The 13,350-nt window shown below is 69.7% G+C and carries 10 protein-coding genes; 5 read left to right on the forward strand and 5 right to left on the reverse strand.

Annotated features, from left to right (window positions below):
* The first annotated feature begins 16 nt into the window (after positions 1 to 16).
* From kdpB to WC555_RS03880, 5 genes are read left to right on the forward strand one after another with little or no spacing between them, the layout of a single operon-like run.
* Positions 17 to 2,086: a potassium-transporting ATPase subunit KdpB gene (kdpB, locus tag WC555_RS03860; RefSeq protein WP_373251285.1), complete on the forward strand. Its 2,070-nt coding sequence runs from the start codon at positions 17 to 19 to the stop codon at positions 2,084 to 2,086.
* A 26-nt stretch (positions 2,087 to 2,112) separates the two neighbouring features.
* Positions 2,113 to 2,898: a TorF family putative porin gene (locus tag WC555_RS03865; RefSeq protein WP_373251287.1), complete on the forward strand. Its 786-nt coding sequence runs from the start codon at positions 2,113 to 2,115 to the stop codon at positions 2,896 to 2,898.
* 12 nt (positions 2,899 to 2,910) lie between these two features.
* The gene (gene kdpC / locus WC555_RS03870) at positions 2,911 to 3,489 is read left to right on the forward strand and encodes a potassium-transporting ATPase subunit KdpC (RefSeq protein WP_373251289.1); all 579 of its coding nucleotides are present in this window, start codon (positions 2,911 to 2,913) and stop codon (positions 3,487 to 3,489) included.
* A gap of 1 nt (position 3,490) precedes the next feature.
* Positions 3,491 to 6,169, forward strand: coding sequence for a DUF4118 domain-containing protein (locus WC555_RS03875; RefSeq protein ID WP_373251291.1), 2,679 nt, complete (start codon positions 3,491 to 3,493; stop codon positions 6,167 to 6,169).
* 6 nt (positions 6,170 to 6,175) lie between these two features.
* A complete protein-coding gene (locus tag WC555_RS03880) occupies positions 6,176 to 6,865 on the forward strand; it encodes a response regulator (RefSeq protein WP_373251292.1) in 690 nt (229 codons plus the stop codon).
* A gap of 312 nt (positions 6,866 to 7,177) precedes the next feature.
* On the opposite strand, the gene WC555_RS03885 is transcribed toward WC555_RS03880, so the two are convergent.
* Genes WC555_RS03885 through WC555_RS03905 form a run of 5 tightly spaced genes read right to left on the reverse strand, consistent with a single transcriptional unit; the run spans position 7,178 to position 13,345 of the window.
* Positions 7,178 to 8,827 carry a carboxylesterase/lipase family protein gene (locus tag WC555_RS03885; protein WP_373251294.1) on the reverse strand — a complete coding sequence of 550 codons (1,650 nt, stop codon included), beginning with the start codon at positions 8,825 to 8,827 and terminating at the stop codon, positions 7,178 to 7,180.
* On the reverse strand, positions 8,824 to 9,705 hold the full coding sequence (locus tag WC555_RS03890) for an SDR family NAD(P)-dependent oxidoreductase (RefSeq protein WP_373251443.1): 882 nt from the start codon (positions 9,703 to 9,705) through the stop codon (positions 8,824 to 8,826). The genes WC555_RS03885 and WC555_RS03890 overlap by 4 nt, the downstream gene beginning before the upstream one ends.
* Positions 9,706 to 9,761: 56 nt before the next feature.
* Entirely contained in the window at positions 9,762 to 11,249 is a 1,488-nt protein-coding gene (locus WC555_RS03895) for an MFS transporter (protein WP_373251296.1), read from the reverse strand.
* Between the two features lie 3 nt (positions 11,250 to 11,252).
* Positions 11,253 to 12,062, reverse strand: coding sequence for an alpha/beta fold hydrolase (locus tag WC555_RS03900; RefSeq protein WP_373251298.1), 810 nt, complete (start codon positions 12,060 to 12,062; stop codon positions 11,253 to 11,255).
* Entirely contained in the window at positions 12,059 to 13,345 is a 1,287-nt protein-coding gene (locus WC555_RS03905) for a serine hydrolase domain-containing protein (protein ID WP_373251299.1), read from the reverse strand. Before WC555_RS03905 ends, WC555_RS03900 begins: the two co-directional genes overlap by 4 nt.
* Between the last annotated feature and the right edge of the window lie 5 nt (positions 13,346 to 13,350).

Raw genomic sequence — 13,350 nt, forward strand, 5'->3', positions numbered from 1 at the left:
TCCGGGACCCCCTGACATGACCTTCGCAAACCCCGAGCACCTGGGCGAAACCCGCCGGGCCGCTCCCCTGGCCGGCGGCCTGTCCGGCCCCATGCTGGGCCGGGCGGTCGGCGACGCCTTCGTCAAGCTGGACCCGCGCAAACTGCTGCGGAACCCGGTGATCTTCACCACCTGGATCGTGGCGCTGCTGGCGACGGTTTCGGCCATCGCCGCCGTCGTCGCCGGCGAGGCCGCCGGCTTCGCCATCCAGCTGGCGGTCTGGCTGTGGGCGACGGTGCTGTTCGCCAACATCGCCGAGAGCGTCGCCGAAGGGCGCGGCAAGGCGGCGGCGGACTCGCTGCGCGCCACCCGCGTCACGACGAAGGCGAAGCTGATCGTCGATCCCACCACCGGTCTCACAGTGCCGACGCCCGCTGGAGAACTGGAGGTCGGTTCGGTCGTCCTGGTCGAGGCGGGCGACGTCATCCCCTCGGACGGCGAGATCATCGAAGGCATCGCCTCGGTCAACGAGGCCGCCATCACTGGCGAGAGCGCGCCCGTGATCCGCGAAAGCGGCGGCGACCGTTCGGCCGTCACCGGCGGCACCACGGTGGTGTCCGACTGGATCAAGGTGCGTATCACCTCGGCCCCGGGCTCGACCTTCCTCGACCGCATGATCTCCATGGTCGAGGGCGCCAACCGCAGGAAGACGCCGAACGAACTGGCCCTGTCCGTGCTGCTGGCGGGCCTGACGCTGGTGTTCCTGATCGCGGTCGTGACGCTGCTGGGCCTGGGCGCCTACTCCGGCATCAGGCTGGATCCCATTGTGCTCGGCGCCCTGTTCATCACCCTGATCCCCACCACCATCGGTGGCCTGCTGTCCGCCGTCGGCATCGCCGGCATGGACCGGCTGCTCAAGGTCAATGTGCTGGCCACCTCCGGCCGCGCCGTCGAGGCGGCGGGCGATGTCGACACCCTGCTGCTGGACAAGACCGGCACCATCACCTTCGGCAACCGCATGGCTGTCGAGGTGATCCCCGTGCCCGGCGTGCGGCCCGAGGCCGCCATGCGCGCCGCCGTCATGGCGTCCCTCGCCGATGAGACGCCCGAGGGCCGTTCGATCATCGAACTGGGCCGTAACGCCGGTCTGGCCGTTGATTTGCCCGCCGGCGCCAAGGCCATCCCCTTCTCGGCGATGACCCGCCAGTCGGGCGTCGACGCGGATGGAAAATCCTGGAGGAAGGGCGCGGTCGACGCCGTGCTCAAGTCCCTGAAACTGGCGGAGGCCGACGCCCCGGCCGAGTTCCGCCAGACGGTCGACCGTATCGCCCGCTCGGGCGGCACCCCGCTGGCGGTGGTCGAAAACGGCGCCCTAGTCGGTATCATCCACCTGAAGGACGTGATCAAGCCGGGCATGAAGGAGCGGTTCGCCGACCTGCGCCGCATGGGCCTGCGCACCGTCATGATCACCGGCGACAACCCGGTCACCGCGGCCGCCATCGCCTCGGAAGCGGGCGTGGATGACTACCTCGCCGAGGCCACGCCCGAGGACAAGATGCGCCTCATCAAGGCCGAGCAGGCCAAGGGGCGTCTGGTCGCCATGTGCGGCGACGGGGCCAATGACGCGCCGGCGCTCGCCCAGGCCGATGTCGGCGTCGCCATGCAGACCGGCGCCCAGGCCGCCCGCGAGGCCGGCAATATGGTCGATCTCGACAGCGACCCGACCAAGGTCATCGAGATCGTCGAGGTCGGCAAACAGCTGCTGATCACCCGCGGCGCCCTGACGACCTTCTCGATCGCCAACGACGTGGCCAAATATTTCGCCATCATCCCGGCGATGTTCGTGGTCGCCCTGCCGGCGCTCGGCGCGCTCAACGTCATGGGGCTGCACAGCCCGCAGAGCGCCATCCTGTCGGCGGTGATCTTCAACGCCCTGGTGATCGTGGCGCTGATCCCGCTGGCCCTGCGCGGCGTCAAATACCGCGCCATCGGGGCCGGGGCGCTGCTGTCCCGCAACCTGCTGATCTACGGCCTCGGCGGTCTCGTCGCCCCGTTCGTCGGCATCAAACTCATCGACATCGTCATCTCCGGCCTCGGCCTGGCGTGACCCCCCAAATCCAAGGAGTGATTTCCATGACCCGCAAAACCTACCTCAAGTCATCCGGCCGCAACGATGTCTGGTTCGCCGGCGCCTGTCTGGTCGCCCTGGTCGTCTGGGGCATCGCCTCGAACGCCGACGCCCAGGTCGCCGATCCAGCGACCGCCCAGAACCCGTCGCAGGCCGTGGCCGAACCGTCCGGTCCCGCCATCGCCTGGAACGTCGCCGTCGGTTCCGACTACGTCTTCCGGGGCGTGAGCCAGACCGAGGAAGACGCCGCGATCTCGGGCGGCGTCGATCTGACCAGCGGAACCGTCTATGCCGGCGCCTGGGCCTCCAACGTCGCCTTCCCCGGCGACCCGGACACCGATGCCGAAATCGACCTCTATGGCGGCGTCCGGCCAGAGTTCGCCGGATTCGCCTGGGACTTCGGCGTGGTCGGCTATTTCTACACCGGCCAGCCGAACGGAGCCGACTACGACTATGTCGAGGCCAAGGTCGCGGCCTCGCGCGCCTTCGGTCCCGCCACCCTCGGCGCGGCGGTCTACTGGTCCCCCGACTTCTTCGGCGCCGCCGAGGATGAGGCGACCTACGTCGAGGCCAACGCCGCCTTTTCGCCGGCCGACAAGTGGACGGTCTCGGGCGCCGTCGGACGCCAGTTCCTGTCCTCGGACTTCGACTACACCACCTGGAACCTCGGCGTGGCCCGGCAGCTGACCGACAACCTGACCCTCGATGTCCGTTACCACGACACCGACGAGCACGACTTCGGCGACATCTACGGCAGCCGCGCCGTGGCCTTGCTGAAGGCGGCCTTCTAGAGGACGACGCCCATGCTCAGCCAACTCCGCCCCGCGATCGTCATGATCGCCCTGTTCACCCTCCTGCTCGGCGTCGCCTATCCGTTCGCGATCACCGGCGTCGCCCAGCTCGCCTTCCCCGCGCAGGCGGACGGCAGCCTGATCCGCGACGCGGATGGCCAGGTCGTCGGCTCGGCCCTGATCGGCCAGCCGTTCGACGAGGCGCGGTATCTGCACCCGCGTCCCTCGGCCGCCGGCGACGGCTATGACGCCTCGGCCTCCTCGGGCTCGAACCTGGGTCCGCTCAACACCGACCTGGCCGACCGCATCAAGACCGACGCCGACGTCCTCCGGGCCGAGACGGGTGCGACAGTCATCCCGGCCGACGCCGTGACGACTTCCGCCTCGGGCCTCGACCCCCACATCTCTCCGGCCTACGCTCGCCTGCAGGCGGCGCGGGTGGCGCAGGCGAGGGGGATCGACGTGACGGCGGTGCGGCAGGTGATCGACGCGAATACCGAGGGCGCCCTGCTCGGCTTCATCGGTCAGCCGCGCGTCAATGTGCTGCTGACCAACCGGGCGCTCGACGCCCGCTTCCCCGCCGCGAGCTGAGTTGCCGGAAACGCCCCCCGGTCCCGATCCTTCGCCGGTCGCCCTGACGCGGCCGAAGCGAGGCCGGCTGAAGGTGTTCCTCGGCATGTCGCCGGGGGTCGGCAAGACCTATGAGATGCTGCGCGCCGCCCGACGCCGAAAGGCCGAAGGCGGCGACGTCGTTGTCGGGGTGGTCGAGACCCACGGCCGGCGCGAGACAGAAAGCCTGCTGCGCGGGATGGAGATGATGCCGCGCCGACCGATCGACTACAAGGGCCGCGTCCTGATGGAGTTCGACATCGACGCCGCGCTGGCGCGCAAGCCCGGCCTGCTGCTGGTCGATGAATACGCCCATTCCAACGTCCCCGGTTCCCGCCACCCCAAGCGCTGGCAGGATGTAGAGGAGCTCCTCTCCGCCGGCATCGACGTCTGGACGACGCTGAACGTCCAGCATCTGGAAAGCCTGTCCGACGTGGTGCTGCGCATCACCGGTGTTCGCCAGCGCGAGGCCGTGCCCGACAGCGCCCTGAGCCGGGCCGACGACATCGAGGTCGTCGACATCACCCCCGACGAACTGCGCAAACGCCTGTCCGAGGGCAAGGTCTATGTGCCCGAAACGGCGCGTCTGGCCTCGGAGAATTTCTTCAAGGTCGAGAACCTGACGGCCTTGCGCGAACTGTCGCTGCGGCGCGCGGCGCAGACGGTGGACGATCAGCTTCTGGCGACCCTGCGCGAGCGCGGCGTCGAGGGGCCGTGGGCGGCGGGCGAGCGCATTCTGGTCCTGGTTGGCGGCGATGCGATGGCCGCGGCGCTGGTGCGGACCGGTCGGCGGCTGTCCGACATGATGATGGACGCGCCCTGGACCGTCGCCCATGTCGAGCGACCGAACCGGCCGGTGTCGGGTCCCGACAGCGCCGCCCGGCTGAGCCAGGCCTTCATGCTGGCCGAGCAGCTGGGCGGGCGGCCGCTCGTCCTCACCGGCGACGACGTGGTCAAGGCCGTGATGGACCACGCCCATCGCAACAACGTCACCCAGATCGTCATCGGCAAGGGCCGGGACAGCCGCATCCACGACCTTCTGGGCCGGTCGCTCGCCGCCGGACTGTTGCGGGCGGCGCGGGGGGTGGCGATCCATATCGTCACCGAGCCGGTCGACGACACGGTGGAGCTGAACAAGGCGGTCCCGCCGCCGCCCGGGTCGCCCCACTGGCGCGCCTACGCCGTCGGGGCCGGTTTCATCGGCGCGGCCACGGCCCTGGCCCTGTTTCTCGATCGCGCCTTCGAGCGCGTCGATCTGGGCGTGGTCTATCTGTCCGCCGTGCTGGCGGCCGGCGTCCTGTACGGCCTGCGCCCCGCGCTGGCGGCGGCGACGGTCGCCTTCCTCGTCTACAACTTCCTGTTTCTCGAGCCGCGCTACACCTTCTACATCGGCTCTCCGACCGACATTCTGACCCTGATCGTCTTCTGGGCTGTCGCCTCGGTCACCGGCGGCCTTGCGGGTCGGGTCAGGGACCAGGCGAGAAACGCCCAGCGCCGCGCCTCGGCCGTTTCGGCCCTTCTCGCGGCCAGCCAGGCTCTGGCCGCCGCCGACGACCGTTTCGAAACCGCCCGGGTGCTGGCCGAACAGACCGCCGCCGCGGCCGGCGCCAAGGCCATCGTCCTGCTGCCCCGGGACGGCGACATCACGCCGGTCGCGGGCGCGCCGGAACTGGAAAAGCTGGGAGCGGCGGCCATGGCGGCGGCCCGGTGGGCGTGGGAGCGGGGCGAACCGGCCGGCCATGGCACCGGCACGCTGCCGCAGACCAGCTGGACGTTCCGGCCGCTCCAGGGCGTCCGGTCCCGTTCCGGAGTGGCCGGGATCGAGGCGGACGCCCTCGCTCCCGGCTCGGACGAGGAACGGCTGGCCCTCGCCCTGCTGGACCAGGGCGCCGTGGCGCTGGAACGGGCCCAGCTGGCCGGCGACGCGGTCGAGACCGAAACCCTGCGCCGCACCGACCGCTTCCGCGGCGCCCTGATGAACTCGGTCAGCCATGACCTGCGCACCCCGCTCTCAACCGTGCTTGGGGCCGCCACGACCCTGATCGAATATGGCCCGACCCTGAAGCCGGAGGTGCGAAAAGACCTGCTGCTCAGTATCCGCGAGGAGGCCGAACGCCTCAGCCGCTACGTCGGCGACCTGCTCGACATGACCCGGCTCGAAGGCGGCGCGCTCAACATCAAGGCCGACTGGACCGATATCCGCGATGTTCTCAACGCCGCAGCCGAGCGGGTCTCACGCCGGCTCGGATCGCGGCGCCTGACCCGCGACTTTCCCGCCCAACTCAGCGTGGTCAGCCTCGACCAGGGTCTGCTGGAACAGGCGCTGGTCAACATTCTCGAGAACGCCATCGCCTACAGCCCCGACGGCTCGACCATTGAACTCGCGGCCTATGAGGACCGGGGCTCGGTGGTCATCAGCATCGAGGACGAGGGCAAAGGCATTCCCACCGCCGAACTCGAACTGGTGTTCGACAAGTTCCGGCGCATGGAGGAGCAGCCGGATCGCTCCAAGGGGGCGGGCCTCGGCCTCGCCATCGCCAAGGGCTTCGTCGAGGCGATGAACGGCCGCATCGCCGCCGCCAGCCCCATCCTGGACGACCACGGCACCCGCATCCTGATCAGCCTGCCCAAGTCCATCGCCACCCATCGGGACCTGTTATAGAGCGCCATGTCTGCCGTCAGACCCCGCATCCTCGTCATCGATGACGAACCGCAGATTCACCGCTTCCTCTCGCCCGCGCTCGACGCGGCCGGCTACGAGCCGAAGCGGGCGGACAGCGGCCAGGAAGGCTTGCGCGGTATCGCCCTGTGGAGCCCCGACGCGGTGGTGCTCGACCTCGGCCTTCCCGACATGGACGGCAAGGACGTGCTTGTCCGGGCCCGCGAGTTCTACAGCGGCCCCATCATCATCCTGTCCGCCCGTGACCGCGAGGCCGAGAAGATCGAAGCGCTCGATCTGGGCGCCAACGACTATGTCGAAAAGCCGTTCGGCGTCGGTGAACTGCTGGCCCGCATCCGCGCCAGCCTACGTCAGAGCGCGGACCCGGCTGTCCGCAAGGGTCCCGTCACCGCCGGCGAGGTCATTATGGATTTCGATCGGCGACTGGTGACGAGGAACGGCGAACTCGTTCGCCTGACCCCAAAGGAATACGACCTGCTCGCCCATCTCGCTCGGTATGTCGGCAAGCTGATCAGCCATGCCGATCTGCTAACCGCCGTCTGGGGCGCGGCCCACGTTGCCGACACCCAATATCTTCGCGTCGTCATCAGCCAGCTGCGTCAGAAGCTTGAGACCGACCCGTCTCAACCCAGACTGATCGTGACTGAGCCGGGCGTGGGCTACAGGCTCGAAGCGTAACAGGGCGCCGACCGTTCGTTTCTGCTCGTCGCGACCCGATAGACACATCCTTCCAGAGCCGGTGACGGAACCTCGCCCCCGTTTCGGAGACAGGTTGTCTGTTGGACTGCCCCCACCGCCACGCACCTCGATGAACAATCTCAGTACAGAGATGAGGTCGGTCCGGCGAATGCTCGTAGCGCAGGCTGAACCATCAGCGAAACTTACACCGCATGATGGAGATTTCTTGCGCGGCGGCGGAATTTTCCGCGCCAGGAACAGACCTTCCCGAAACCACGGTGTGCAGTCTGATATTCCCCGCCCCGCGGGCGCTCACTCACAATCGGGCGAGGGTGGCGGCAAGGGCGGGGCGATGACGCCCACATTCCAGTGCCAGGCGACGCCCCACGCCCGGCGTCGGCACACCACGGCCTCATGGAGATCGTAGCCGTTCGGTGGGCCCCCGCGCAGACGCGGCGCATCTTCGAAGGCCATATAGGCGCGCTCCCGGTCGTAGGGCCGCCATGCTTCCTCCCCGTGCGCGCGGGGCGCGCCGTCGCGCGCGAACGTCGCCCAGTAGCTCAGCATGGCGTCGGACAGGCGCCGTTCCCGGGCGTCCTGCGGCACGGGCGGCCAGTACCGCGGCGTCGCGTCGGTCGTGCCGAAGACGAACGGAATCTCCGAGGCGTGAAACGCCCGGAATCCGCCCTCGTCAGCGGACGGGTAGCCGTGGTCGAAGTAGTAGAGGAACGCCCGCGCACCGAGCGCTGTCTGCTTCACCGCCAACCGCTCGGCCGTCCAGCCGTACAGGGCGTCCCGCGTCGTCTCCAGCATGCTCTCCGCCATCGTCTCCGCCGGATAGCGGGCGAGGAAGGCCTCCGCGAGGTCGCCGTAGCGCGCGCGGATTTCGGCATCGTAAAGGGCGGCGCTCGCCGGCGCCGGCGGCAGCAGGAAGCGGAGCGAGCGGATCTCCCCCTCGTTGTAGCCGGCGAGGACCGGCACGGCCGCCTGTTCGCCGCGGTCGAAGGTCTCCACCAGCTGGCGCGGCAGGGTGTGTCCATCGATATTGCCGAGCGGGAAGTAGCGGGTGCGCGCCGTCCCCTCGATGATCGCCCGGGCGTCGAGCGCCCGCAGGGCGGCGGGATCGGCGGCGCCCAGGGCGTCCGCCAGCAATGCTCCGGCGGTCTCGGCGTCGGGCCAGTCCGCCCAGGACCCGTTCCGCAGCTCGGGCATGGTGATCATATAGGCGCTCTGGGCGATGGCGCGGTGGAACAGGCCGCGCGCCTTCGGGGCCGCCATCAGATACAGGACGCTGAGAGCGCCGGCGGACTCGCCGGCGATCGTCACATTGTCGGGGTCGCCGCCGAAGGCGCCGATGTTCCGTCGCACCCAGCGCAGCGCCTCGATCTGATCCATCAGGCCGTAGTTGCCCGAGATATTGTCCGGCGACTCCGCGCTGAGCCCCGGATGCGCCAGCCAGCCCAGGGCGCCGAGCCGGTAGTTGATCGAGACGAGCACGACGCCGCGCCCGGCGAACCCGGCGCCGTCATAGATCGCCTCGCTGGCCGCGCCGCTCACCAGCGACCCGCCATGGATCCAGACCAGCACCGGGGCCTTGCGGGCCGGGCCGGGCGTCCAGACGTTGAGGAACAGGCAGTCCTCGCTCATCGCCGCGTGACTGGCGAAGGGCGATGCGGGCTGCATGCAGGCGGCGCCGAACGCCGTCGCCTCGCGGACGCCGGTCCAGGGCGGCAGGGACGCGGGCGGACGCCAGCGCAGGTCGCCGACGGGAGGACGCGCGTAGGGGATGCCGCGAAAGACATGAACGCCGTCTGCCGCGACGCCCCGCACATCGCCCGCGGGGGCGGTGACGAGCGGCGCGTCCTGGGCCGAGACAGGCGTCGCCAGACACAGCGCCAGGGCGGCGGCCGCCGCCCGGACGCCACGCCGGAACGCCGACAAGGCGATCGGCGCCGTCCTCACGACGACCTCTCCGGCGCGTAGCCGGCCCGGGCCAGCTCCATCTCGCTCTGCCGCAGGGCGTTGTCGGGCACGAAGTCATTGGCGGGGTCGATGATCGCCGCCCATCGCTCGGCCACCGCCTCGGCGGCGTCGTCGCCGGTCGCGATCTGGACGCCCCGGGTCAGCGAGATCCGCGCCGCCTCGAAGCCCCCCGCCCCGGCGCAGAGGATGGCGCGATTGGGGGCGTCCTCGCGCACCAGCGCCAGCACGGCCGGGCTGACGTGTTCGGGCTTCAGCAGGCGCAGCATTTCCGCGGGCAGGACCCCCTCCATCATCTGCGTCGCCGCGGTCGGCGCCAGGCAGTTCACCCTGATGCCGTACTTCTCGCCTTCCAGCCCCAGGGTCTGCATCAGGCCGACGAGCGCCATCTTGGCCGCCGCGTAGTTGGACTGGCCGAAATTGCCGTAGAGGCCGGACGACGAGGTCGTCATCACGATACGGCCATAGGCCTGCTCGCGCATCGTCTCCCAGACCGCCTTGGTGCAGTTGACCGCGCCCATCAGGTGCACCTCGACCACCAGGCGGAAGTCGGCGAGATCCATCCTGGCGAAGGTCCTGTCGCGCAGGATGCCGGCGTTGTTGACGAGGATGTCGACGCGGCCCCAGCGCTGCCTCGCCTCCGCCGCCATCCGCCCCACGAAGTCGTAATCGGTCACGGAGCCCACCGCCGCGATCGCCTCGCCGCCGGCCGCGACGATCTCCTCCGTCACCTGTTCGGCCGCCCCGCCCGCGTCGTTGACCACCACGCGCGCGCCGCGCTGCGCCAGCAGCAGGGCGTGCGCCCGTCCGAGACCGCCGCCCGCCCCGGTCACGATCGCCACACGGCCATCCAGTCTGATCACGCTCTTGTCCTCTGTCTGATGAGACGACCGTCCGCCGCGAAGAAGCGAGCCCTTCAGGTCGCCGCCCCGGACCTGTTCGCATTGCGCTGCTCGAGGTCGGCGATGATCTGCGCGTGCCGCTTTCGGGTCAGGTGGTAGCCGATCAGGAAGAGCGGCGAGACCATGGCGAAGATCGCCGGCAGCGGCCCGGAAATGAGCGCCAGCTTCTCCAGCACCTCCTGCGGAATGGGCACGTCCGGCGCGCGTGAGGCGAGGTCCGTCGGAAACCGGATCACATCCAGGGCGATGCCGGCGATCAGCCCGCCCAGACCCGAGGCCGCCTTGAAGGCGAGGGTCAGGCCGGAGAAGAACAGGCCCTCGCGGCGCACGCCGAACAGCCATTCGTGCTCGTCCGCCGTATCGGCCAGCATGGACTGGAAGCCGATGCCGCCGATCATGATCGAGGTGCCGACGAGCAGCCCGTTGACGAACAGGACCGCCGTCGCGGTGGCGGGGGTGAGGGAGAATGGCCCGTAAAGCTGCAGCAGGGGCGGCCACATCAGGAACAGGGCGATGGCCAGGAAGGCCGTGATCGACAGCGTCCGCTTCTCGATATGACGAAGGGCGAAGGCGCTGATGGGCGCGCCCAGCAACGGCCCGAGGGTCGTGCTCAGCAGGATCAGCTGGATGGCGCCGGTGTCGAGGCCCCAGAAATAGCGGCTGGCGTGGAGCGCCAGGGAGACATGCGCGGAATAGGCCAGGAAGTAGGTCAGCACCGTCCCGAACAGGATCAGGAACGAGCGGTTGCGCGACAGCTCGATCATCTCGCGGCCGAAACCGGAAAAGAACATCCCCCCGCCCTCCTCCGGGCCGTGCAGCCGCGGCAGGGCGCTGCGCACGGCCCGGATGGCGATCATCCCCGCGACGAGCATGGCGGCCGCGCAGGTCCAGGCGAAGGGGACGTAGTTCCCGCGGCTCAGCATGCCGTCCGCTCCGGCCATGAAGACGCCGAGGCCGAGCACCACGCCGAGCAGGATGCCGGCGTTCTGGAACGAGAGGCGATAGGAGACGATGCTGGCGCGCTCGCGATAGTCGTCGGTCACCTCCGCCCCCGCCGCGGTGAAGGGCAGGACGAAGAACGACAGCGACAGCCTGAGGACGATCAGGCAGACGGTGACGTAGATGAACTGGGCGGCGCCGGTCAGCGACGCCGGAACCGAGAAGAGCAGGCCGAAGGCGCAGGCGAACGGGAGCAGGCCGCCGATCATGAAGGGGAGCCGGCGACCGAAGCGCGAGCGCAGACGATCGCTGGCCAGGCCGATCGCCGGATCCGCGACCGCGTCGATCAGCAGGGCGATCAGCTTGGCCATCCCGGCCATCGTGCCCGACATGCCGCAGACGGCGGTCAGGTAGAACAGCAGGAAGAAGCCGAAGCCGGCGGCGACGATGCCGTCGGCCATGGCGCCGGCGCCATAGGCGGCCTTGAAGCGCGCGGTCAGCGGCACGCTGCGCGCGGCCGAGGCGGCCGCTTCGTCGAAGGCGGGACTCTGTTGAACGGCCACGACTTACCCCCGGTCCCGGATCTGGTTCGCCGGCCCGGGGCGGAGCCCCGCGGCCTGCTCGATGAATTCGTCCACCCGCCGGGCCGCTTCCGCGCCGTGCGCTTCGAGGGCCGAGACGTGATCGCCGGGCAGGGCGATGAACGCCAGGCCGTTCGCATCGGCGAAACGACGGCTCGCGTCGTAGTAGAGGTCTTCCCGGCCCAGCCATAAAGCGGTCGGCGCGGCGCAGCGGGCGACCCCGTCGGCCAGACCACCGAGATCATTCATCGCATTGATCGCCGCCGCGAGACCGGCTTCCCTCGCGGGGTCCAGCCCGGCGAGCAACTCCGGACGGGTCTGGCGCACCATGGCGACGAGCGTGTCATAGGTGATCTCCGGCAGGCCCCAGACCGCGGCGGGCGTATACATGCCGCCCGCTGCATCCCACCCGCCGATCGCCAGCGAGGCGACGCGCCCGGGATGGAAGGTCGCCAGGGCGGACGCCATCCAGCCCCCCATGGAATAGCCGACCACATGGGCGCGCTCGATCCCGAGCGCGTCCAGCACGGCGGTCAGCTGGTCGGCCCGGCGGCGCGGGCCGTAACGTGAGGGATCAGACGGCGCGTCGCTGTCTCCATGCCCGAGGGAATCCGGCGCGATGACCCGTCGCCGCTCTGCGAGTCGCTGTCCGAAGTCGGTCTGGAGGAAATTGGTCCCGCTGCCGAAGGCGCCGTGGATCAGCAACACCGGGTCCCCGGCCCCCTGACCGACGTAGTGGATGCGATCGCCGGCGGCGTCGACATGTCCCTCAAGGGCGCCGGGCCGGGCGTTCACGCCGCCGGTTCCCGTCGCACCAGTCCCGACTGCTCGCCGAGGGCGTCATAGAGTCCCCGCTGATAGACCGGCAGGGCGCGGCGTCCGGCCGCGCCGCGCCCGGTGGCGATGGTCGATCCCGAATTGGCGGACACTGGCACCTGATGCTGGACCAGATAGATCAGCACGAGGTCGTTGACGGGGTCCGCCTGCCACCAGGTGCCGAACACGCCCGGCCAGGTGATCGAGCCCGGGGCGCCGCAGGAATAGGGATTGTCGACCACGTCCTCGGCGATCGAGACCCCCAGTCCGAACCCGGACTTCTTCCAGAGATCCATGCCCGCGAACGGAATCCGCCGCTGCGCGTCGGTCAGGCGGTTGGTCCGCATCAGCCGGACGGTTTCCGGACGCAACAGGCGGACTCCCTCCAGGGCGCCGCCCCCCAGCAGCATGCGGGCGAAGCGGTGATAGTCGGGGGCGGACGAGATCAGGCCGCCGCCGCCCGGCGTATAGGCCGGCGGTTCGTCGTACATCTCGGGCTCGACCTTCGCCAGCTTCGCCGACGTCTCATCATAGGCGTACAGGCTGGCGAGACGGCTGCGCTTCTCTTGCGGAAGCCAGAAATCCGTGTCGGCCATGCCGAGCGGCGCGAAGATGCGCTCGCGCAGGACCTCCCGGAGCGGCCTGCCTTCCACCCGGCCGATCAGAAAGCCGAGCACGTCCGACGAATGGCCGTAGTGGAAGCGTTCGCCAGGCTGATACGCGAGCGGCAGGGCGCCGAGGGCGGCCAGCCATTCGTCGGGCGTCAGCCGGTTCATCCCGGGATCTCCCAGCGCCGCCTCATAGGCCTGTTTGAGCGGACCCTCCGAGAAGGGCGCATAGGCGATGCCCGAGCGGTGGGTCAGCAGATCCTCGATGGTGATCGCCCGCCGCGCGGGGGTCGTCTCGTCCAGGGGACCCGCGGCGTCGCGCAGGACCACTGGATCAGCGAGCTCGGGAACCCAGCGCGAGACGGGATCCGAGAGCGCGATCCGCCCTTCCTCCATCAGCATCAGGGCCGCGACCGAGGTGACCGGCTTGGTCATCGAGGCGATCCGGAACAGGGTGTCCGGCCGCATCGGGGTTCGGGTCCCGATGTCGCTCCAGCCGATCGCGCTCGTCTCGACGACCTCGCCGCCCAGGGAGGAGAGGGTTACGACCCCGGAAAGTTCGCCACGGTCCACGAACCCTTGCAGGGCGGACCGGACCGTGGCGAGTTTCACAGGATCGAGGTGGTGGGCACGCGGGTAGACGCTACCGGGCATTGAGG

The sequence above is a fragment of the Brevundimonas sp. genome (assembly GCF_041648615.1).
Classification (GTDB): domain Bacteria; phylum Pseudomonadota; class Alphaproteobacteria; order Caulobacterales; family Caulobacteraceae; genus Brevundimonas.

What these genes read in the sequence shown, in the direction of transcription:
- kdpB (WP_373251285.1), top strand. Translation starts at nt 17, where the DNA reads ATGACCTTCGCAAACCCCGAGCACCTGGGCGAAACCCGCCGGGCCGCT.
- WC555_RS03880 (WP_373251292.1), top strand. Translation starts at nt 6,176, where the DNA reads ATGTCTGCCGTCAGACCCCGCATCCTCGTCATCGATGACGAACCGCAG.
- WC555_RS03865 (WP_373251287.1), top strand. Translation starts at nt 2,113, where the DNA reads ATGACCCGCAAAACCTACCTCAAGTCATCCGGCCGCAACGATGTCTGG.
- WC555_RS03905 (WP_373251299.1), bottom strand. Translation starts at nt 13,345, where the DNA reads ATGCCCGGTAGCGTCTACCCGCGTGCCCACCACCTCGATCCTGTGAAA.
- kdpC (WP_373251289.1), top strand. Translation starts at nt 2,911, where the DNA reads ATGCTCAGCCAACTCCGCCCCGCGATCGTCATGATCGCCCTGTTCACC.